2 protein-coding genes and 1 pseudogene are annotated in these 2349 nt (G+C 76.8%); 1 reads left to right on the top strand and 2 read right to left on the bottom strand.

The window, feature by feature from the left end:
- Positions 1–435, bottom strand: a pseudogene (locus GT042_RS04270) (hypothetical protein); the annotation flags it as partial.
- Between the two features lie 661 nt (positions 436–1096).
- Here GT042_RS04270 and GT042_RS38000 point away from each other — a divergent pair.
- Positions 1097–1822: a hypothetical protein gene (locus GT042_RS38000; RefSeq protein WP_202532334.1), complete on the top strand. Its 726-nt coding sequence runs from the start codon at positions 1097–1099 to the stop codon at positions 1820–1822.
- Positions 1823–1907: 85 nt separating this feature from the next.
- On the opposite strand, the gene GT042_RS04265 is transcribed toward GT042_RS38000, so the two are convergent.
- On the bottom strand, positions 1908–2349 hold a 442-nt coding region (locus tag GT042_RS04265; RefSeq protein WP_202532333.1), incomplete at its 5' end, for a peptidoglycan-binding protein.

The raw sequence follows: 2349 nt of genomic DNA, 5'->3' as shown, positions 1-2349 counted from the left end.
GGCGGGCACCCGCCGCATGCGCCGCGCGCCGGCGGCCGGGAGGGAGGGGCCGGTCTCGTCGCGGAAGAGGAGATGGACGGGGATCTCGTGGGTGGCCTCCCCCACGATGAGCGGACTGCTCCAACGAGCGGCCTCACCGGAGACACCGGCTCCGCCCGCGTTGTCGTCCGTGACGCGCGCGTGGGGGGCGGTGGGGGACGCGGGCGGTGCGGGCGTGGGCGCCACGAACCGGGGCTCCGGCTCGGGTTCGGGCTCCGGCTCGGGCTCGAGTTCGGGCTCCGGCTCGGGCTCGACCGGGACCGGCGCCACCGCCCGGGACTCGTGCTCTTCCGCCGAGGAGGCGAGGGCCGCGATCCCGGCGGGCGCGTTCAGCTCACGCCCGGGGATCGGGCGCAGCGCGGGGGTGAGCGGATGGGCGGGAGCGAGGTGCTCCACAGGCCCGGGCAGATCCCGCCCAAGAACCTGCCGCACGGACGGCCGCGAGGCCACATCCGCCTCCGCCCCCCGCACGAACACCGACTCGCCACCGCCCCCGAGGACGGACCCGGAGGTCCGCGCGGAGCCCGACTCAACGACCCGCCGGGAGGTCGGCTCAGCGTCTCCCTCGGAGCCCGGACCGGAGGTCCCCACGCGAGCAGGCCCGGCGTCCCGCCCGGAGTCTGGCCCGCCATCCCGCATGTAGTCCCGGCCGGAGGTCCCCACCGCCGCCGACTCAACGCCCCGCCTGAAGGCCGGCCCGGAGTCCTGTACGGAGTTCGGCTCGGAGCTCCCCACGGGAGCGAGCCCCGCGTCCCACCTGGAGGTCGGCTCGGTGTCTCGCCCGGAGCCGGGACCGCCGTTCCGCATGTAGTCCGGACCGGAGGTCCCCACGGAGGCCGGCTCGACGCCCTGCCGGAAGGCTGGCCCTGCGTCCCGCCCGAAGGTCGGCCCGCCATCCCCCTCGGAGCCCGGACCCGAGATCGCCACGGGAGCAGGCCCGCCGTTCCGCATGGAGCTCGGACCGGAGGTCCTCACAGGAGCGGGACCGGCGTCTCGCCGGGAGGCCGGGTCTGAGGTGCCGTCAAGGGGCGAGCCGCCGGCTCGTCGGGGGGCCGCCGTGGCGGGCATATCGGTCGGCGCGGACCCGCGCTCGGAGCCGCGTGCGTCGGCGTCCTGCGTGCCCGGGGTGCCTGAGATCGCGTGGACCGGTTCCGGCTCGCCCGCGGCGGCGGTGGACGGCAGCACCGGTTCGATGCGGCCGTCCTCGTGCACCGTCACGGGTCGGCAGTGCGTGCCTTCGAACACGGGCGTCCACGCGACGGGGGACGCGCTGCGAGTGGGTGTGCCCGGGGCGGATACGTCCGGCGCGGGAACCTCCTGGTCGAACGGCTCCGGAGCAGATGCCCTCGAGGCGGACAACTTCGCGCCCGGCACGTACGAAGCGGAGGGCTCCGACGAAAGTGGGCCCGAGGCCGACGCCCCTGAGGCGGACACGCTCGACGCGGGCGATTCCGAGGCGGGCGTCCCGGGAGCCGACGTCCCGGCGGCGGCGTACGTGTACGGAGCAGAGGGCTCCGAGGGGAGCGTCCCCGGCGGGCAGTCGCCGTACGCACCGTCCCCGCCCGCCAACGCGGTGGAAGCTGAGGTGTGGGCCTCCGGCCGACATCCCGGGCCCGAAGCCGAGGCCTGGGCCGGAGCCGGAGCCTGGGCCTGGGCCGAAGCCTGGGCGGGGGCCGGAGCCTGGGCCGAAGCCGAAGCCGAAGCCGGAGCCTGGGCGGGGGCCTGGGCCGGAGCCGGAGCCGGAGCCTGGGCCGGACCCGGAGCCTGGGCCTGGGCGGAATAAGGCGCCCGACCCCGGCCCGGGTCGAGGACTGATCCCGGGTCACCCTCGTCGTGCTGTCCCGCCCTCGTCGTCATCCTTGCCTCCGTCATCCGAAGAGTCGCCGCCACGTCTCGGGTCCCGGGTAGCCGTCCGCCGCGCTGCCGCGCCAGCCCTGCGCGCGCTGGAACGCCTCGACGTTGCGCCGGTCCGCCTCGCCCCAGCTCGGGCCCGGGCCCGAGGTGTAGTGCCTGCCGAAGCCCTTCCTCACCAGCCGCTCGCCGAGCCGCTCGACGTACGGACCCGACCGGCCGGGCCGGAAGGACCCGAGGCCCGGATACGCCGGCACCCCCGCCGTCGTACCACCGGAAGCGGCCCGACCGGCGGAGGCGCCACCACCGGAGGCCGCACCACCCCCGGCCGCCCGAGCGGCGCTCTTCCCGCCCGTCTCCGCGATGCCCATGCCGAGGCCGTTCACCAGGAGCCGCCACGTCTGCGGTCCCGGCAGCCCGTCCGCCTCCGCGCCGCGCCAGCCCTGCGCGAGCTGGAAC

This window comes from Streptomyces sp. SID3212 (assembly GCF_009865405.1).
Lineage (GTDB): Bacteria > Actinomycetota > Actinomycetes > Streptomycetales > Streptomycetaceae > Streptomyces.
The sequence above is the reverse complement of the archived record's forward strand: the minus strand, read 5'-3'. Positions and strand labels throughout refer to the sequence as shown.